This window comes from Xenorhabdus innexi (assembly GCF_002632485.1).
Lineage (GTDB): Bacteria > Pseudomonadota > Gammaproteobacteria > Enterobacterales > Enterobacteriaceae > Xenorhabdus > Xenorhabdus innexi.
Map to the genome: position 1 here is coordinate 1 of NZ_NIBU01000067.1, position 17,413 is coordinate 17,413.

Sequence of the window (17,413 nt, forward strand, 5' to 3'; positions counted from 1 at the left end):
GATAATGACAGCCCGCAATGGGCAGGGAAAATTATTGCCCAAACTGTCTGGTAAACCGTTGAAATCCATCACACGCAGAACCAACCGCTCAGAAGTGCTGGATCTGATATGTCGGCGTAAGGGTTATGAGTTTCGTCTTGTCCGCCGCTGGTTTGCCGAAGAAAAACGTTTCTGTCTTTGGCTAACAAATTTATCGGTGGACGAGTTTACCGCCAGTGAGATCATGGATATTTATCGTTGCCGCTGGCAAATAGAACTATTGTTCAAAGAGCTAAAATCGCATACAAATTGGCACGGATTTACCACAAGGAAAGAAACGATAACCACGGGACTCATCTGGCTCAGTTTACTGGCATTGCTGCTCAGGCGTTCGTTAGCAAGCCGGTTATTTTCTGCCGTCTCCTTGTTCAAGGCCGCTCAAAATACAGACATTTGGCTCAAACCAATCATAGAAAACCTGCTCCAAAAGGCGTGGTCGGAAACGTATTTTTGGCTGGAAAAAGCACAAGAATATTTATGCCAGAACGCGTTCAAAACACCACAAAGAAAATCATGTAAAAACAAAACATTGGATGCGTGTTTTGAACGGCTTAATTCTTAAGAGCCTATCTATGTGCGCCCTCTAATAATTTATTGTTTTCTTAGCCGGAATAAAATGGTCTATCAATGTGCTATTTCAGGCTCTTTTTGTGCGGCTTCCACCCACTCCACCATTGCCGGATGTTTAAGGATACGATTAATCCACGCCTGACTCACCGGCGAAAATGCCAATCCGTAAGTTTTAGCCCGGAAAGCTACCGGCGCAAAAAATGCATCCACTGCGGTGAAAGAGCGCCCTGCCAGCCATTCACCACCAAATTTACTTAACCCTTCAGACCACAGCTCATCAAGCCGATCGAGGTCATTCTGTAATTCAGGGGAGATTTCGGCTAATGCCACTGTTTTTGTGCAATTCATTGAGCAAATCTGACGTAATGCAGTAAAACCAGAGTGCATTTCTGCCGCAGCACTTCTTGCCCACGCTCTGGCAATACGATCTTCTGGCCATACCTGAGCATGATCCTCTGCAACATATTCAGCAATAGCCAGCGTATCCCAAACTGTAATATCACCATCTACCAGACAAGGGACAAGACCGGTTGGTGAAAATGCCTTGAATTTCTCATGGCTGCTTTTACCATCTTCAAAATAACTTAGCTGTTCATTGAAAGGTATTCCCAGTGCCTTGAGTAAAATCCACGGACGTAGTGACCAAGAAGAGTAATTTTTATTAGCTATCCACAATGTATACATTTTATTTCTCTCTGTTAACCCTTATATATCCCTACTTTTCCATTTACTGGATAAAACAAAAAATATATCGGGTATGATGATAAAACATTGCAACACAGAAACATTACAGTTTATTAAAATAAGAGTAAACAATTAAAAAATTAACAGCGTTTATTTTTTCCATGAAAATAATTCACTATCGTTACATTACTCCAAATCACTTAATGAATTTAATCTATTTCAAAAATAAAAAAGTTGAATTTAAATTTCTAACTTTAATTAAGGTTATTTATTTTATATATACCAAATAGAAATATGAATATTCCATTTTCTTTTAATTCATAAAGAACTGAGAAATTATCTTCGTTATTGATATATTTTGATATTCTCCAGCAAATTATTTGGTGAAGATTCACAAAAACAATGCTGAATTTTCATCTATTATAATATTCAATGCCTGTTATGCGGGTAAGTCGTATATTCAGGTAGATTATATTTTGAAGTGATCGAAAAATAAGGAGACAATATGCTGTTACAAAACACTTCCAAACAATTTGGTCATGTCTCTGTTTTGATCCACTGGTTAATTGCTCTTGCTGTTTATGGAATGTTCATTCTGGGTTTATGGATGGTGACACTAAGCTACTATGATAGCTGGTATCATCGTGCACCTGAATTGCATAAAAGCATTGGTTTTTTAATTTTTATTGTCATGATAATTCGTGTTATCTGGCGATTTATTTCCCCCCCACCAAAACCTCTGAGCAGTTACAGCCAGCTTACGCGGATCAGTGCAAAATTGGCTCATTTCACTCTTTTTATTGCCCTGTTTGGTATTTTATTCAGCGGATATTTTATTTCCACCGCTGATGGTCAATCCATCAGTGTTTTTGGCTGGTTTGAAATCCCCGCCACACTGGTAAAACAAGGGGTACAGGCAGATACCGCCGGTATTATCCATCTATATCTTGCATGGCTGCTTGTTATCCTTTCCCTTTTGCATGGGCTGGCAGCTTTAAAGCACCACTTTATTGATCGTGACAGTACGCTAAAAAGAATGTTTGGTTTCCCGCCAGACACAAAATAAATTTTGGAGAATCGCTATGTTCAAAAAAACGTTAATCGGCCTGACTACTGGTGTTTTATTAATGGGCGCAAGCTCAGCAATGGCATCCAACTATAAAATTGATACTGCCGGTCAACACGCCTTTATTGAATTTCGTATCCAGCATCTGGGTATGAGCTGGGTTTATGGTAATTTCAAAAAATTTGACGGTAATTTTACATTCGATAACCAAAATCCGGCCGCCGATAAAGTCAGTGTCATCATAAAAACTGACAGTGTAGATACCAACCATGCGGAACGTGATAAGCATTTACGTAGTGCTGACTTTTTAAACTCAGCAAAATACCCGGAAGCTAAATTTACCTCAACCAAAGTGGAAAAAGAGGGTGAACATTACAATATTCTCGGTGAACTGACACTGAATGGTGTAACCAAACCAGTCACACTGCAAGCAAAGCTGATGGGAGAAGGTAAAGATCCGTGGGGAGGTTATCGCGCAGGTTTCGAAGCCAACGGAAAAATTAAATTGAAAGACTTTAATATTAAAACCGACTTAGGGCCAAAATCTCAGGAAGTCGAATTAATAATTTCAGTCGAAGGGGTTAAGGAAAAAGCCTGATATTTTTCTGTACCATCTAAAGATCGATAATAGTTTCTGCACACCATAAAAGTGGAAGAATTTTCCGTCAGATGATTCAGTAGTAACAATCATCTGACGGGAATTTAATCTACGTCTAAAAATCAGGCCATGAAAGTTCAAAACTAATGTCTTACTATGAACCTATTGACAATTAAATTTAGTAATCGTAAAAATTGTCACTACCGAAATAAATTTTCATGAAATAATAATAGAGTGCCAAATAACAATACCACTCATTTCCCATCTTAAATTATTCATCGGTGATGATTATCTCAAGCTGAGATGGCGATAAAACCTATAATAAGACTAAAAAATGCAACAAAAGAGAAATTTAAAAAAAGAAATAAATAATGCATAAATAAAAACACACATCGTATATAACTTATTCCACTATGCCTTTTATAGGTAAGAAAAACCCCTAACATATTGCTAAATAAAAATCAGATTATTTCTCCAATAATATTTGGATACAAAAAATATTTTTAAGGCTATATTATTTATCATCACAAAAAATATTTATTAAGTGAGAATAAAAATGACAGAAAACACGCCAGAAAAAAATAATATCATCCCCCACTTTCCCAAGATAAATTACTTCAATCACGCTCTATCATTATCTCTGGTGAAATCAACCAACAGCTGGTTGAAAAAGTGATAACTCAACTTCTTGTACTACAAGAGATTAACAATGATCCCATAAAAATCTTCGTCAACAGTCAGGGGGGACACGTTGAATCTGGGGATACTCTGCATGATATGTTTAAATTCATTAAGCCAAAGATATTTATGATTGGGACTGGCTGGGTTGCCAGTGCAGGTATTACTCTCTTCCTTGCTGCCAAAAAAGAACATCGCTATTCCCTACCCAATACCCGATTTATGATCCACCAGCCTTTAGGTGGCGTGCAGGGAAGAGCCTCTGATATCGAGATTGAAACAAAAGAAATATTAAAAATGCGCAGTCGGATAAACCAACTTATCAGTGAAGCTACCGGGCACCCTATAGATAAAGTAGCAAAAGATACCGACCGTAATTTCTGGATGGGGCCAGAAGATGCCCGCGATTATGGTATCGTCGGGCACATTATCAGTCACTGGAGTGAATTGAAAGCCGGATAATGACTCTTAGCCTCTCTAATTACCTTTTCTGTTGGCGACGTTCATTCATTCCAGTCAGCATTTTTATAACAATATGGTTTTCTATGCTTCCGGTAGATAACTGAAACAACAGATTCTCATCGGATCTGAGCAAATCCCCTGACTGGAACGATGTATCTTGAAACCCATTGAAAATACTGGCTGTTTGGCAGCTTATTCGACTATGATATATCTGCGTTGATATTAACGATTTTTCAGGGTATTGCAGCCATAGCAGGCTCAATCAAACACATAAGACCTTCTTTTGAAACTCCATCACGAGCCTGAAATGAAATAGCCTGCATAATCCCCAAAAAATAAGATGCTAACTTTCCTGTATCTGTCTCAGCAGATAATTCACCATCTGCTACCGCTTTTTCTATCCGGGTATTGATTACCTTCCAAGTATATTCGCGAACGTCTTTCAGGTATGCATACACATCTTCGTTTTCTTGCAAACGATTGACTATTCCTAGGACGAGTAAACATCCGCCTGACTGGTTAGAAGTAGCCACTTCCACAGAAACCTCTAACATTGTCCGCAGCCCTTTCTTTACATTCACTGCGCTGTTAAGGCTATCCATAGCTTTAGCACCTACTGTTTTAATATATAAATCAACTGCCGCATAAAAAGCCTGTTTTTTACTACCAAATGCTGCATAAAAACTAGGAGGGTTGATATTCATTGCCGCAGTTAGATCCACAAGTTGTGTTCCTTCATATCCTTTAGACCAAAACACCTCCATTGCTTTCTCCAGAGCAATCTCACGGTCAAAACTCAAAGGACGCCCACGTGCTGCCATTATATACCCTCTTTTTATTTCTGTAGTGAGAATAACATAAATCTCTTGATCAATTTTCGCAAGTAAGATAATTTTGTAATCACCACTACAAAATAAATATCAGATCAGAAGAAGGCGATAAAATGGAAAAATGTAAATGCGATATCGCTATCCCAGCAATAATCACTAAAAGTACGCTCCCTTTACCTATTTATATACTGGCATTTGGTATCTTCTCTATGGTCACCAGTGAATTTCAGGTCACAGGTATGGTGCCAATGATGGCTGATGATTTACATGTTTCTATTTCTGAAATTGGTTATCTGGTCTCCCTATATGCTTTGGCAATGGCTTTTGGCGGCCCGCTACTTACGTTAGGACTATTAAAAACACCACCAAAGACGGCATTACTTATCCTTTATTTGATTTTTATTATCGGTGAAATGCTTGGAGCATTAGCTGATTCTTATACAATTCTGGCAATTGCACGGGTAATAACCGGAGCTGTTTCTGGAGCCTTTTTTGGTGTGTCTTTATCTATTTGTGCAGAAATTATGTCAGAGCAACAACGAGGATGGGCAATTTCTATTGTGCTCTCCGGTATTATGATAGGGACTATATTAGGATTACCAATGGCGAATCTGATAGGCACATATGCTAGTTGGAAAATAAGTTTTTGGGCAACCACTGTTCTCGCAACTATTGCCGGGGTCATGAGTTTATTTTGGCTACCGTTCATTCCAAAACAATCTTCAGTCAGTTTACGAACAGAATTTCAAAGTCTTAATAATCCAGAATTATGGCGCGTATTTTCCACAAGTTTACTGATAATTGGTGCTACATTTGCTGCCTTTACTTATTTCACACCCATATTAAAAGATGTGACAGGCTACAGAGAAGAAACTATTGCTGTTCTGCTTACTCTCTATGGCATTGCTACAATAATAGGCAATGTCATTGTTGGAAAATTAGCTGAACGTTATACGATCATTACCTTAGTAACTGGCTTAACACTATTAATTTTATTTCTGATGTTATTTGGTACTTTTGCTGAAAAAAAATTACCAGCAACTCTATCATTAATCGGAATAGGCTTAGTTGGCGTCACAATGAATCCAGCCATGGTAACACGAGTTATGAGAACAGCTAACGGTCGCCCATTTGTGAATACGATGCACACTTCTGTTATTACACTTGGTGTTGTCATTGGGGCTTCTTTAGGTGGATTATGCATCAGTTTAGGTTGGGGATTAAAAGCACCATTATGGGTAGGCTGCTTTATGGCATTCATAGGATTACTGACTTTATTTTCTGATATTAAAGAAATGCGATATAAAAAAGCCTGATCAAAATCAGGCTGTAAAAGTGTGCTCATATTTATAATCTCAGACCGAATATTGTCCGACAATTTGATAAATCCCCGGGTTAGCCTTAGCAAGAACTAAAGTACGCTTTGCAAATTCTGCCGATTCAGGGTCAGTCTGTGTTGCCTGAATATCAGCAATACTTTTCCATTTTGCGATATTTACAACACGGCTACCGTCTCCACTCGCCAGTAATGTTACTGAAATAAAACCCGGACGTTTGCTAATAACGGACTCAGTTCCTTCTTGCAGAAGTTTGATAATTTCTGCCTGATTCTTTGGATCGACTTCTATAATATTGATAAATGTAACTTCAGATTCTGGCATTACATGTCTCCTTAGTGGTTATATCTGTCATCTTCAAGTCACCGCTTTTTTGGCGATCAATTCTGTCGAGTCTGATATAAAGACGAAGATCCATTACAAAATGTCAGACGTTTTACAGAAAATTTTTACCTATTATCAAATGAAGAGACCTGACATTTACATCTTGTTTCTCGTCATATTATTTTGGATATATCAACATTGAGGAAATACAAAAGTGGATAATAAGAAAGTGGCGGGAGATGCATTTTATAATGAATCAGAGAAAATATACTCTAAACGCTCCAAGCTTGAATTACTGGCCTACAAATTTCTGGGAACTATTCAGGATGCAGAAGATGCCGTACAGGAAACTTATTTGCGCTGGTATAAACTTACATCGGCTGAACGCGAGCAAATAATCTCCCCGATAGCCTGGCAGAGAACAACTCTGACCCGAATCTGCTTCGATAAACTTAAGTCAGCCAAATCAAAACGCGAGGTTTATATTGGTGAGTGGTTGCCTGAACCTGCTTCACAAATAGAAAATTTAGGATCTACGACTGAACAACATGAAAGCGTTGATCCCGCCGATCAGCTTATCCTTGCACACTCAGTTTCTATGGCGTTAATGATCGTCCTCGATAAAATGACACCAGCCGAACGAGTCAGTTTTATTCTCCATGATGTATTCCAATACTCTTTCGAAGAAATTAGTGAGATTGTCGGCAGAACACCACAAGCATGCCGCCAGCTGGCTTCATCCGGACGAAAAAGGATTAACCAGAAAAAGCATTTTCCCTCCTCTCAGAAAGAACATGCTCAGGTAAATGCTGCTTTCCGGATAGCATGGCTCACCGGTAATATACAGGAGTTGGTTACCATTCTGGATGAACGAGTAAATGCTATTACCGATGGTGGTGGTTTTGTCAGTGCATCGGTTACACCACTATTTGGACGGAATGCAGTTATTGATTTTTTCCTTTCCGCCTTCACTCGACAAAATGACCTTCAGATCGAGGAAGTTTTTGTCAATGGAGAACCAGGGCTGGTTGGAAAAGCCGCTGGTCGCACCATTTCAGTCATTTCAACTTGTGTCAGAGATGGCCGTATCTGTGATATCTGGGTAATGCGTAATCCGGAAAAATTAACTGATTGGCATTAACACATTTATTTTAATCACGTTATTATTTCTTTTTTCCCTAACGTCCAGACAAAATCTTGTGCTGTCACAGGTTCAAAGCCAAGTTTCTTATAAAGCCAGCTTGCTGTAGACGTTACTAATGTTACATCTTTCACATCGGTAACGGCTGGATGCTGTAAAATACATTCCATCAGCCAGCGTCCTAATCCTTTTTTCTGGTACTCATCAATAATAAATACATCTGATATATAGGAAAATGTAGAAAAGTCAGTTATTAATCTAGCAAATCCAATTTCTTTATCCTGGTGAAACAGTACAAAATTTACACTATTTTCTATCGCAGTTTTAACTTTTTCGAATTCAATTCCTCGTGCCCAAAATAATTGAGTAAGGTGACTATGCACAAAATGGATATCAACTTTACTCTTATCCGTTGTAATCCAATATTCATCTCGTTCCCAACGCATAATTTGATTCATATTATTTCCTCTTCCAAGAATGTTAGATTACAGCTTTAATATTTTTTTCTTAAAACTGAATCTTACATGGGGATCCAGAAAATATGAAGCCTTACTCACTACCTTTATCATTTTTTTAAGATAATTACTTCTTTCATATGATAATAGATCTTTATTTTTTAAAAGATGTTCAACAGCGTGAGTAACAATAAGGTTTTTATATTTTTCACCAAAGGTATTATTCATATGAAAAATAACATCAGCCATCACATTAACTTTATTATGGTTAATGTTATTTGATAAGCTACCAATACGTTTTATATAATTATAAAAAATAGAGTTTGTTATAAATATTTTTTTACTTTTCATTAAGATATCAGGAAATATAAATGCATCTTCATAACAGGCCATTGCTGGTATCTTTATATTATTAAATAAATTCCTGTTAAAAAACTTGCTGCATAAATGTGCCTGAAACTTTTTATGAATCAAAAACTCTTTAATTGCTTGATGTTGTGTCATTCCTAATGGCAATATGAAATCTGACTGAGCCACATAATCAGAGTCTTTATATACCTCATTAATTTTTGATATCAAGATATCAACTTCGTTATGCACTAAAAAAACCATTACCTTATCAAGGTCAAATTCAGGAATAGTATCATCACCATCGATAAACGTTATATACTTGCCAAAACTGTTCTCAATAGCAAAACTCCTGACTTTTCCAATATTGCCAAACTCTGTTCTAAAATATTTAGCATACCTATATTCTTGTTTTGAAAAATTCAACATAATTTCAGATGTTTTGTCTGATGACTTATCATCAACCAATATGAGTTCGATAGAACCATCGATATTAGATCCAATGCATCTTTTTATACTTATCAAACAATTGAAAATAAAATTTTCAAAATTATGAGCTGTAACAATAATAGATAGTATAGGCGCCATATCAACCCCGTAATATAACTAATGATTACTTATATTTACTGTCGACTGTCAATTTTCCCTTTCGTAGCTACACTCAGATTCAACAGCAACCATTTGTAACTTCTCTTTGCCCCCTAAAAATAAATCAACAAAAAATTCATAAAAACGACTTTATTGTCCTTCTATTATAAAAATAGAAAAATCTGGAATATAATTTTAATAAAATACCAAATAAGCCATTTATTTTAGCTCTAGAGTATAATTTATATTTCTTTGCAATTAATATATCATGGACATAACCGCGATCTTCCTTATTCAATAATTGCATTATTTTCACTGCTATTATTTTTAATACCTTACTTAGCCTGATAACTTCATAGCCTGATAATTTATTTTTTAAGTTTATTTCAGCCAAACTATTAAAATTAACTTTAATACCTAAACAAGACATTAATTTAAACTGAGACTCAGCTGAATAGAGCATTTGTTCATTATAATGTTTTTCTCTTACTTTATCAGGGTGTACTCTGTATTTTAATAAAACATCAGGAAGATTAGTAAACCGATAATCTTTATCAATTATTAATAAAAATAAACTTACCCATAATCCATAATCTTGTGCCCTTTTGTAATTTTCAGGATATTTAATTCCAAATTTCAAAAAGACACTTTTCCTCATCATTACTGTAGGATGATAAAATGGGCAATCAAATGCTATACGGGATATTATTTCCTCATGGCTCAAAGGTGGGATTTTATTATTATCCGGTTCTTCATAGATACTCATCGCTGTACCACAAACAATAACATCAGCATGTTTAACCATAAATTCATACTGCTTCTTTAATCTATCCGGGAATGAATAATCATCAGCATCCATTCTTGCTATGAACTCTCCTCTGGATGCTGATATAGCGATATTTAGAGAAGCAGCAAGCCCTATATTCTGGAGGTTATTAATTATTTTTATTCTATGATCCCTCTGCTGACACTCAAAAAGAACCTGATCTGTATTATCTGTTGAGGCATCATTAACTATGATAAACTCATAATCATAAAACGACTGATTTAAAATTGACTCTACTGCTTCAGACAAAAAATGACAACCATTGAAAACAGACATTATTACAGATATCTTAGGAACATCTTTACTCATAAAATAAATCCTTATATTAATTATTTAATATAATTCTAAATTTAACTTATCTTATTAAAATCCAATTTAATTAAATCACCCATAATTTCATCAACATTATTCTGTTTTTTATTATTTAACTCTTTATCCATACCCGCAGAGTGAATAAAAGTTAATTCACCAAAATTTATTACTTTATCATTCAGATATAGATCAACTCTGACAAATGGAAATGGCTGTGACAGCTTTTCAGCGTAATAGAATAATTTTTCAAAGTTTTCTGGCTTTGTCAGGCAATCAAGTTTAACTTCAGTATAGTCAACGCCATAAGGTAACATTTCCCAATTTCTATTCATAAAATAGAATTTTGGCTTTCCTGATCCCCTATTAACACACACCATAACGAACTCAGCTTTTCCATTGAAACAAAATACTTTATAATCGTAAGGTAACACTCCACTTTTTGTTTCAATAAATTTTTCACATATTATTTTCTTAGGTATATTTTTATATCCCATCTCTACAGATTTACGCCAATAATCTTCTCGCATCCAACAATTTAATTTATTAACTTCATTAGTAATATTAAGATTATTTTTATCTCTGCATATAATGTTATAACACGCACCATGATTGCATTTCATAACAAATTTATCCGGAAGAGTGGCCCAATCAATATCACTGGCCTTATCCCAAAAGCCATAAAGAGGGATTAGTATTTCTTCACACCCCCTGTCTTTCACATAGTCTCTAACAGCAAGTTTATCAGAGCATTGAGTAACCAGCTTGTTATCCTTATATGTATTTAGTTTTAACCACTGTAATTTCTCATTAAATGTAATCGGCGTTACCAGATTAAGTTTTTTATTTAATCTTTCTTTATAAATTGATTTTGTAACAAACTCAGGAAATAAGTCACATATATGGTAAAGTATTTTATTCCTTAACTTTTTAATATATTTATTCATATGGATAATTTCTTTATCTAGTAAAGACAAACCACTTAATAACTTTAATGTTGATAAATATACTGCCACAACATTCTTAAACGTTTTATCTATAAGAATTAATTTACCTTAAATTATTCATAAAAATGCCACACAATCTCGTGGCATTTAGTAATATAAAAACTTTCATCATTTACTCATTTTTTTGTAATAACCATCTGTATATCAAGCCACCAGCAATTCCACCGATCAAAGGGATAAACCAGAATAACCATAACTGCTCTATCGCCCAGGTTCCCTGAAAAATAGCAACTCCTGTACTCCTTGCAGGGTTAACTGATGTATTGGTGACAGGTATACTAATTAGGTGAATTAGAGTTAACGCCAAACCAATCGCCAATGGCGCAAATTTATTGGGCGCATTTTTATCTGTTACTCCAAAAATCACAATCAGAAAAAATGCAGTTAATACCAATTCAATGATAATGGCAGATTGTAATGAAAACCCTCCGGGAGAATGATCTCCATAACCATTCGAGGCAAAACCACTTTCTGTCGCATCAAAACCACTCTGCCCACTGGCTATCAAATACAATACTGCTGCGGCTGCTATTCCGCCAATGACCTGCACAAGAATATAAGGAATAACATCTTTGAATGAAATACGTCCACCCACAAATAAGCCTAATGTGACAGCCGGATTAAAGTGCCCCCCCGAAATATGGCCGACAGCATATGCCATAGTCACGACAGTTAAACCAAAAGCCAGAGATACTCCCACAAAACCAATTCCAAGCAGTGGGAATGCCGCAGCTAAAATTGCACTTCCACATCCTCCGAACACTAACCAAAAAGTTCCTAGGAACTCTGCTGATAATTTTTTAAACATTATATGATTCCTCAACGATAACTGCATGAATGCAAAAGAATCCAAACAAAGTTTAGTTAGTATTTTCAAATATGTGCAAGGAAACATCAGCAGAAGATAGGTAATAAGAAAATATTGAGCGTAATAGTTTCACTATAAGATGGAGAATGTTTATTAAGTCAACATAACAACCTGAGTTTATTGATATTAAACTCAGGTTGTTGAGCTACTTAATTAATAATTTATTTTTTTACTGCTGTATTGACCGTATCTGATGCCTGCCAAATACGATATTTCACTTTTATAGATTTCGGTGTATATACCACAATTGGTAATTTGCTGTTATAGCGAACAAACGCATCCTTACCTAAACTCACCTGAATGAACTTCATGGTTTTTGTCTTATCCACACAGTTCATTTTGGTTGACATTGGACCAACTACTTTATCCAGTTCGTAATAATTATATCCCCAACCTTCCAGATTTTTGGTTTCAAGCTGCCCGCCAAACCAATGTTGGTTGCAGTCTACCATCATACTTTTACCAATCATCAATTCGACCATGTAATTATTTTCGTCCTTTTCAGGTGCCAAAGTAATTACACTACGAACCATACCCTCAGAAGGTTCAGGAAAATGAGTCAGATCATTAGTGTTATCCGCCTGAGCATAAACAGAAACGGTCATAGCAGCTAAAGCCAGTAGATATTTTTTCATTTTTTCACCTCTTGATATGTTTAACAACGCAAGAGAATCATAACAGCGAAAATTCAGGAATAAATTATGCTTTTTTAGCAAGGTACTGATTTTTAAATCAATTATTTTTAAAAGAAATAACCCACCAAAAATTTGGAATAAATTTACATTAACAATCATAGGGATACGTCATTTTTATAAAATATTTTTTATGTGATATCTCTCAAATCTGGTATTACAATGGGCTGCTACACTCATAGTGTGGTAGTAAACTTCGTAATTGGAGGTCCCATGTTTCCAGAATTCGCAGAAGATCGTGATTTAGTATCCAACCTGAAAGACTCCCACCCCCGTTTCCAATCTTTGTTTGAAAAACATAACCGCCTCGACCAAGAAATATTGCAGCTTGAAGGCCCGAATGGAGCTGGCTACAACGAAAAAGTCGTGCGATTAAAAAAAGAAAAACTCCATGTAAAGGATGAGATGCAAAGAATTTTACAGGCGGAATCTCAGAAGTAATCCTGCCATAGATAGACAGACGCCTGCTACGCTGAAAAGCGGGCGTCTCATGAGAGTAGGCATTTTTTGTTATACCTTAATCATAAAGTTCTCAATTAGAGAACCTTTAATTATCCATCCTCATAAAAAAGCCACCATAAAGGTGGCAAAAACTGGAGCAAGGTTTTTTTATTATTTATTGAGTTACAGCAGCTTGTGGCGCAGCTTTCTGGCGAGGTTGTCTTTTGGTTTTTGCCCTCGGATGCGGCGTAACACACTCAACATCACCCGGCTTAGAAATAAAGCGCACAAACGTTTCATGGCTGACGAACGTTGCTCCACAGTTGATATTCTGGCATTGATTATAGCGCTCTTTTGTTTGGCTGGAATGCTCAAAGCTGCTACGGGTATGCGCTGATTGATTACAAAGAGGACACTTAATCATAATTGTTCACCTTTCTTGAAAGCATTGTTCTTGGAATAACAGTCTTGAAATAACACCATCTCGTCTGGTGAACAATATACCAAAGATCTCACACCGAGATCAAGTGTTTATTTTGAGATCTTGTGCTTCTGGTTTTATTTCGACCTCATCAAGTTTAACCTCAAGATCTAATGACGTAGTGAACCCGCTATCATTGAGATTGTGAGTCACTTTAACAATGGTCCAGTCAGTTCCATCAATCTCTGGTTTAAACCCCTTAATATGCACCGGCATTTCGGGATACAGTTCCGCACGACCTTTTGCTAAGGTGATCGAGAACTGTGCCACATTTCGCTGTAGTTTCTTCCAAGCCGCTTCAGCAGCACGTTCTGCTTCTTCTTTGCTCGAATACATACGAGAAAGCGTCAGAACATTCTCGCTTGAACCCTGTAAATATTGTCTGGACTCTTGTTGCTCAGTAATTACCTGATGAGATTCAACCGCAGATTCTTGTTGTTCTTCATAAGAAAACTGGCCGTCAATGCTGAGGCTTCTATCACTTTGACTTTCCCCTTTACGGGCAGGCTGGGTATAAGAAGGCCTCCGCGTTTTTGCTCTGCTTTTCGATAAATCTACTCGACTCGGCTTCGCTAAGCTGACACTTCCCGATTTATTTTTAGACTTTCCTTTTTCTCTTTTAAGGGGTTCTTTATCCTTGTTTTTAGAACCTTCATCTTTTTTAGGTAGTTCTTTCTTTGAAGGCTTATCTTTTTTAGTATCCGTTTTACTGCTTTCATATTGGACAGATACTTCAACTTTGGCGCTTTTTGATTCCTTTCGCGTATACTCTATTGTTTGTTTAGCCGTTGTGCGAGTATCCAGCCACTGCGCTATCACGCCGGTATAAGACTCGCGATCTGATAGTGTAAACCGGTGATTATCGCCGGATTTACGGATAATTTTCACAGGAGCAATCGGCATACCACTCCCCGTCTCATTCTCCCCCTGACGAATAAACAACAACTCATTATTTTTGACTGACACAATAGCTCCTTCCTGCTTCGCTACTCTCGTCAAAAAACTCACATCGGATTCATCAGTCTGGTCGATATGCACAGTGATGCCTTTTAATGCATCACTGATCTTAAAACTGAGTTGGTTTCTCATCGCAATAGTACTCACGATATTTTCTAATGTGAGCTTATGATAAGACCATTCCCGTTTAACGTTCAGATCACCCCGTAAATCAACACTACGAGCACGAATGGTCAATCGATCCGGAGCACCAACATGTTCAACTTCATCAACAATAAATTGGCCTTTTGGCGTTAAGGGATGGCCATGCCACCCCAATTTCAATGTCAAAATATCACCTCTGGATGGCAACTTGAGTTTGCCATCTGCATCATCCAGCTCAATATCTAGCTGATCTGCATCCAATCCACGGTTATCCGTCAAAGATAAAGACATTAAACGTGACTGTATTTTTCCGGTGATATCCTTATTATCGATCTCCAAACGAAAAGCCGGTGATCCCTCTTTACCAGTCACCAAATCAAATTGAGGTATCCAATCTGTGTTTGGCATCCACTGTTTGAAATCCATCATGAGAATAACTCCCTCGCTTTATCGACTCCCTTATCTTTCAAATCAGAGAATACCCCCTTAGCTTTATCTATTCCCTTATCTGCCCACGCTGAAAATTCTTTCTGATATGTAGGCATGTTCTTTTGAATATCAGAAAACTGCTCCTGCAAATCCCCCAGCATCTCAGACAAATCGTTATCAACTCTCCGTAATGTCAGGGTAAAGCTGATTTTGCGGGGTGTACCTCCAGACATAAATTCTGTTTTGGTCTCATCAATACTTTCGATAACAAACATGCCGTAAATAGAGCCACTGCCATCAATCAGAGACCATGCTTTACCGCTGTCAGCCATTAATTTCAATGCGGTCAGTGAAAGTGATCCTCCCGTCAGTTCAGGATAAAGATCTCCCGTCAGAGTTATCGTATCGTTATCCGGGCCGATAAATTGCCATGCAGGTCGAGCACCTACACGACTATTAAAAGCATGTCTCCAGTTTTGTTTATGTTGAAAACTTTGGTATGGCGTGGTTTTCAACATAAAAACAAATAAACCCAGTGCTGCCATCATGAGAAATCTCCTCCTCTGTCAGAAAGTGAGCTACGCATGCGAGCCTGTTGCATACGTTCCCGTTGTTCCAGTTCCTGTCTGACCATTCGGGCGATATCCTGTGCGGACTGCCCCTGAGAGCCATAGACATAGATGTTATATTGCGGTGCCGCACCACTAAATTGCTGTGGCTGGCTCTGTGCCCGTTTCGCCTGAACCTCCTCATAGGCATGAGCAGGCAAGCTTTGTGGATGTAATGGTGCATTCTGGGCGGCTACAGGCAATGTCATAGAACTCATGGCAACCCCAAAGGCTGCATACTTCGCCGTATCTAACCGACTGGTGACACTTGCTGAGCCAGCGACAAGCTCAGGCCCACGTTCCCCAACAATAGCGATCTCACCATTTGCAATATATCCACCTTTATCGAGTTTCTTAGCCGGCATTAAGTCTTTGGTGGCTTCAGTCCTGGTAATTTCCTCTGATGTATTTAACTCAACATCTTTTTTGTCACTACCACCAAAAAATGATTTAACCGCATCACCGAAACTTTTAAATTTATCTTTCAGCACCTTCCATTTTTCTTGAATACCTCCTAATATGGCATCGATCATTTCTGATCCAGCAACCTTTAATTTTTCCGGAATAGCCTGCACATCAGAAACAATTTCATTCCATTTATCTGAAATTGTTTTTTTAACACCCTCCCAGATTTCAGATGTATTCTGTTTAACAGATTCCCAAGCTCCACTTATTATTGATTTAACAAATTCCCAGGCTTCAGAGGCACTTTGTTTAATACTGTCCCAATTTTGGTAGATAATGCCTATTAACCCGCCATTCATGAAGAAACTTTTAATTCCTTCCCACGCATTACTGACAAGGTTTTTAATTCCTTCCCAAGCACCACTGAAAATATTTTTTACACTATCCCATAAGGCCATAAATTTTGGCCCCAATGATTCCCAATTCTGCCAAATATAAATAGCAGCCATGGCGATAACACCAATAATGGCAAGGATTGGGTTTGCCATCATGACTCGTCCTACAACCATGATTACCCGCCCAATAGCACTAAACGCATTACCTAAAAGACCTAAACCTTTTGAGCCAATATTCGCCAGAGTATTTATACTATTACCTAAAAAACCAAAAACTTTTTGACCAATATTACCTAATGCACCTATATCCTTTCTTGACTGAATAAAAGTATTGTTTTTCCCACTTTTACTAAATAATGCATTGAAGGCGGTACTAAGGGAGCCAAAAACTCTCGTACCAATACTACTCAGAATATTTAAGCTCATTCCTAAAGATGCGAATATTCTTACGCCTATCTGACCAAATATACCCAAGCTGAATCTTAAGGAAGCAAATGCCTGAATCCCTATCTGCCCCAAAACCCGCAGGCTGACCCGCAACGAACCGAAGACCCTAACGCCAACTTGAGCAAAAGCACTGACGCTAAACCTTAACGAGGCAAAAGCCTGAATCCCTATCTGTCCCAAAACCCGCAGGCTGACCCGCAACGAACCGAAGACCCTAACACCAGCTTGGGCAAAAGCACTGACGCTAAACCTTAACGACGCAAAAGCCTGAATCCCTATCTGCC

General features: G+C 37.4%; 19 protein-coding genes and 1 pseudogene. 7 read left to right on the plus strand and 13 right to left on the minus strand.

Going from position 1 to position 17,413, the window contains the following annotated elements; translation table 11 throughout:
* A partial coding sequence (locus Xinn_RS17330; protein WP_153043412.1) for a transposase occupies positions 1–601 on the plus strand: 601 nt, incomplete at its 5' end.
* Positions 602–663: 62 nt separating this feature from the next.
* On the opposite strand, the gene Xinn_RS17335 is transcribed toward Xinn_RS17330, so the two are convergent.
* Positions 664–1,293, minus strand: coding sequence for a glutathione S-transferase family protein (locus tag Xinn_RS17335; protein ID WP_086956003.1), 630 nt, complete (start codon positions 1,291–1,293; stop codon positions 664–666).
* A gap of 505 nt (positions 1,294–1,798) precedes the next feature.
* Here Xinn_RS17335 and Xinn_RS17340 point away from each other — a divergent pair.
* The 3 genes and pseudogenes from Xinn_RS17340 to Xinn_RS17350 all read left to right on the plus strand — a co-directional run.
* Positions 1,799–2,359 (plus strand): cytochrome b, encoded by a 561-nt coding sequence (locus tag Xinn_RS17340; protein WP_086956002.1) that lies wholly within the window; start codon positions 1,799–1,801, stop codon positions 2,357–2,359.
* A gap of 16 nt (positions 2,360–2,375) precedes the next feature.
* Complete coding sequence (locus Xinn_RS17345) at positions 2,376–2,957, plus strand: YceI family protein (RefSeq protein WP_086956001.1); 582 nt, start codon at positions 2,376–2,378, stop codon at positions 2,955–2,957.
* A gap of 597 nt (positions 2,958–3,554) precedes the next feature.
* Positions 3,555–4,097 (plus strand): annotated as a pseudogene (locus tag Xinn_RS17350) (ATP-dependent Clp protease proteolytic subunit); the annotation flags it as partial.
* A gap of 233 nt (positions 4,098–4,330) precedes the next feature.
* Here Xinn_RS17350 and Xinn_RS17355 read toward each other — a convergent pair.
* On the minus strand, positions 4,331–4,918 hold the full coding sequence (locus tag Xinn_RS17355; RefSeq protein WP_086955999.1) for a TetR/AcrR family transcriptional regulator: 588 nt from the start codon (positions 4,916–4,918) through the stop codon (positions 4,331–4,333).
* Between the two features lie 122 nt (positions 4,919–5,040).
* On the opposite strand from Xinn_RS17355, the gene Xinn_RS17360 reads away from it, so the two are divergent.
* Entirely contained in the window at positions 5,041–6,243 is a 1,203-nt protein-coding gene (locus tag Xinn_RS17360) for an MFS transporter (RefSeq protein ID WP_086955998.1), read from the plus strand.
* 39 nt (positions 6,244–6,282) lie between these two features.
* On the opposite strand, the gene Xinn_RS17365 is transcribed toward Xinn_RS17360, so the two are convergent.
* Positions 6,283–6,588: an antibiotic biosynthesis monooxygenase family protein gene (locus tag Xinn_RS17365; protein ID WP_086955997.1), complete on the minus strand. Its 306-nt coding sequence runs from the start codon at positions 6,586–6,588 to the stop codon at positions 6,283–6,285.
* Between the two features lie 214 nt (positions 6,589–6,802).
* Between Xinn_RS17365 and sigJ the strand changes: the two genes are divergently transcribed.
* Positions 6,803–7,729 (plus strand): RNA polymerase sigma factor SigJ, encoded by a 927-nt coding sequence (sigJ, locus tag Xinn_RS17370; protein WP_211286027.1) that lies wholly within the window; start codon positions 6,803–6,805, stop codon positions 7,727–7,729.
* 14 nt (positions 7,730–7,743) lie between these two features.
* Here the strand turns inward: sigJ and Xinn_RS17375 are convergent, their stop codons facing one another.
* From Xinn_RS17375 to eco, 6 genes are all read right to left on the minus strand, one after another.
* The gene (locus Xinn_RS17375; RefSeq protein ID WP_086955996.1) at positions 7,744–8,187 is read right to left on the minus strand and encodes a GNAT family N-acetyltransferase; all 444 of its coding nucleotides are present in this window, start codon (positions 8,185–8,187) and stop codon (positions 7,744–7,746) included.
* A 27-nt stretch (positions 8,188–8,214) separates the two neighbouring features.
* Entirely contained in the window at positions 8,215–9,120 is a 906-nt protein-coding gene (locus Xinn_RS17380) for a glycosyltransferase family A protein (RefSeq protein ID WP_086955995.1), read from the minus strand.
* 136 nt (positions 9,121–9,256) lie between these two features.
* Complete coding sequence (locus Xinn_RS17385) at positions 9,257–10,255, minus strand: glycosyltransferase family 2 protein (protein ID WP_086955994.1); 999 nt, start codon at positions 10,253–10,255, stop codon at positions 9,257–9,259.
* 41 nt (positions 10,256–10,296) lie between these two features.
* Positions 10,297–11,271, minus strand: a complete 975-nt coding sequence (locus tag Xinn_RS17390; RefSeq protein ID WP_422646003.1) for an ATP-grasp fold amidoligase family protein — start codon at positions 11,269–11,271, stop codon at positions 10,297–10,299.
* Between the two features lie 103 nt (positions 11,272–11,374).
* Complete coding sequence (aqpZ, locus tag Xinn_RS17395; RefSeq protein WP_086955992.1) at positions 11,375–12,070, minus strand: aquaporin Z; 696 nt, start codon at positions 12,068–12,070, stop codon at positions 11,375–11,377.
* A gap of 221 nt (positions 12,071–12,291) precedes the next feature.
* Positions 12,292–12,765, minus strand: coding sequence for a serine protease inhibitor ecotin (gene eco, locus Xinn_RS17400; protein ID WP_086956605.1), 474 nt, complete (start codon positions 12,763–12,765; stop codon positions 12,292–12,294).
* A gap of 270 nt (positions 12,766–13,035) precedes the next feature.
* On the opposite strand from eco, the gene Xinn_RS17405 reads away from it, so the two are divergent.
* Positions 13,036–13,263: a DUF465 domain-containing protein gene (locus Xinn_RS17405; protein WP_086955991.1), complete on the plus strand. Its 228-nt coding sequence runs from the start codon at positions 13,036–13,038 to the stop codon at positions 13,261–13,263.
* Positions 13,264–13,438: 175 nt separating this feature from the next.
* Here the strand turns inward: Xinn_RS17405 and Xinn_RS17410 are convergent, their stop codons facing one another.
* The 4 genes from Xinn_RS17410 to Xinn_RS17425 all read right to left on the minus strand — a co-directional run.
* On the minus strand, positions 13,439–13,687 hold the full coding sequence (locus Xinn_RS17410) for an ogr/Delta-like zinc finger family protein (RefSeq protein ID WP_086955990.1): 249 nt from the start codon (positions 13,685–13,687) through the stop codon (positions 13,439–13,441).
* Positions 13,688–13,786: 99 nt separating this feature from the next.
* Positions 13,787–15,274 (minus strand): contractile injection system protein, VgrG/Pvc8 family, encoded by a 1,488-nt coding sequence (locus tag Xinn_RS17415; protein WP_086955989.1) that lies wholly within the window; start codon positions 15,272–15,274, stop codon positions 13,787–13,789.
* Entirely contained in the window at positions 15,271–15,822 is a 552-nt protein-coding gene (locus tag Xinn_RS17420; protein WP_086955988.1) for a phage tail protein, read from the minus strand. The genes Xinn_RS17415 and Xinn_RS17420 overlap by 4 nt, the downstream gene beginning before the upstream one ends.
* The coding region (locus Xinn_RS17425) for a phage tail protein (RefSeq protein WP_479688282.1) at positions 15,819–17,413 on the minus strand (1,595 nt) is incomplete at its 5' end. The genes Xinn_RS17425 and Xinn_RS17420, both read right to left, overlap by 4 nt.